The organism is Vibrio genomosp. F10 str. 9ZD137 (assembly GCF_049974785.1).
Taxonomy (GTDB): domain Bacteria; phylum Pseudomonadota; class Gammaproteobacteria; order Enterobacterales; family Vibrionaceae; genus Vibrio.
In genome coordinates, this window is record NZ_JBNGCJ010000752.1 from 1 (window position 1) to 1,839 (window position 1,839).

Sequence of the window (1,839 nt, forward strand, 5' to 3'; positions counted from 1 at the left end):
CAAGTTGTGTGGCATAACCGTCAGTTGGCGCGGTCACGACCGTTTGCTCTAGATTAAACTCTGCTTTTCTTAGATCGGCCAGCAAACCAGCGACAGCGGTATTTTCACCATCAATCTCTGATTCTAAGGCAATTTGTGCTTGCTCTACCTGAGCTTCAGCGACTTCTAACGCGGCTTGGCTCGCTTTAAATGCCTGACGTCTGGTATCGAGTTCTTGCTCTGTAAAGGCACCTTTGTCGAAGCCTCGTTGGTAACGGTCGAACTCGCGCTGTGCCTTGTCGCGTTCAGCGATGGCTTTTAAGCGTGTCGATTCTGCTTCTCCTACACCAGACTCTAATCCAAGTGCATCCTGGCTGGCTTCCTTGATTTTCGCTTTTAGTTTAGCGACTTCAGCTTGGAATGGAATGGGATCGATTTTAAACAGCACATCGCCTTGGCGTAATGGTTTATTGGGCTCTACAGGGACTTCGATCACTCGACCTCTAACACCAGATACGATTGGGGTTGTTGAGTAGACTTGATTACCAATTTGTGTGAATGGGTGGTTATAGTTCATCAATAAAATCAACGTACCAATTAACACAACGCCACCTAGTACCGCAGTGGGTACCGTCCATTTGTTCAGTGGGATTTTAAATATCTTGAAAATTGCGATACAGAAGGCGGTGTAAGTAAGAATTAATAGTAAATCCATTATTTGTCCTCCTGACTTGGATTAGCCTGATTTGATTCTGATTTTAGGCTCGAAACTTCACTTCTAAGCTGTTCGATTTGATCGACGAGTTGATCCACTCGGTTATGAATGTCGTGTTGTTCCGCTTCGAGCTTACTGAATCCCCAACCTCGCTCTTTTCGCCATAACGTTGCCCATATCCATAAGAAAGGCCAGATAGCGTGAAGAGTGAAAAGACTGACCCAGCCTGCGTAATGAATCGCATCCTGATGAGGGTGCTCTCTTTCCTTTGCGATCTCGTACGGAATGTCATGAATGACAATAATCCCATAAAAGATAACTAATGCGACAAATATAAGTAGGCCAAGAGCTAAATAATCGAGAAACATAAGTACTTCCTTTTATCTAAAATGCTAACGTATGTGAGCTTTCAGTGCTTAATGTAAAAGATATGTAAGTTGAGTTTGAATGTATAGATAAAAATCAATTATTTGGTGACGATTGGTATTTTTTCTCGGTTAATAGCAATGAGTGACCTAAATGGGCTAGAAAGCGCATAAAAAATAAGAGGGTAGTGGATGTTCTATGGGGAAGTCGCTGCATTATTTGCAGCTGTTGTGTGGGCGAGTGCTACATGGATTTACAGTCAGTTTAGCCACCAGTTCACAGCGATGCAGCTTAATATTGTTAAAGGGACAATCGCTTCTGCGATGATGCTATTTGTTCTTCCGTTTATCCCAAGCCCAGAATTTACGTTAACACCGGAGTATTTTTTGGTGCTTGCCGTGTCTGGAGTGATAGGTATCGCGATTGGTGATTCTGCGTACTTCGCGGCTTTAAAGCGAATTGGTCCTAATAAAACCTTGTTGCTAGAGTCTCTTGCTCCACCGTTATCAGGTGTTCTTGCTTTGGTATTTCTAGGGACCGTTATCTCAATTCAGGCATGGTTAGGCGTTGTCATTACCACGTTTGCTGTCGCGTTGGTTGTGTTTCAGCCTAATGGAGATGCTAACCAGGTTTCACGTGCAGGGGTTGGCTATGGCCTACTCGCAAGTGTGTGCCAGGCAAGTGGCGTTGTTATTTCTCACTACGCATTAGTTGCGGGAAACCTTCCACCCTTGCTGGGTGCACTGATTCGCTTAGCGGTTGGGGTGCTCGCTGTTGTG

The 1,839-nt window shown here is 44.5% G+C and carries 3 protein-coding genes; 1 reads left to right on the top strand and 2 read right to left on the bottom strand.

Features of this window, described 5'->3' with window-relative positions:
* Both ACP45E_RS17695 and ACP45E_RS17700 read right to left on the bottom strand, forming a co-directional pair.
* On the bottom strand, positions 1 to 694 hold a 694-nt coding region (locus tag ACP45E_RS17695; RefSeq protein ID WP_141707401.1), incomplete at its 3' end, for an HlyD family secretion protein.
* Entirely contained in the window at positions 694 to 1,062 is a 369-nt protein-coding gene (locus ACP45E_RS17700) for a DUF3302 domain-containing protein (RefSeq protein WP_017036219.1), read from the bottom strand. The genes ACP45E_RS17695 and ACP45E_RS17700, both read right to left, overlap by 1 nt.
* A gap of 189 nt (positions 1,063 to 1,251) precedes the next feature.
* On the opposite strand from ACP45E_RS17700, the gene ACP45E_RS17705 reads away from it, so the two are divergent.
* Positions 1,252 to 1,839 (top strand): DMT family transporter (locus ACP45E_RS17705; protein ID WP_069585349.1); only part of this gene is annotated, 588 nt, incomplete at its 3' end.

What these genes read in the sequence shown, in the direction of transcription:
- ACP45E_RS17700 (WP_017036219.1), bottom strand. Translation starts at nt 1,062, where the DNA reads ATGTTTCTCGATTATTTAGCTCTTGGCCTACTTATATTTGTCGCATTA.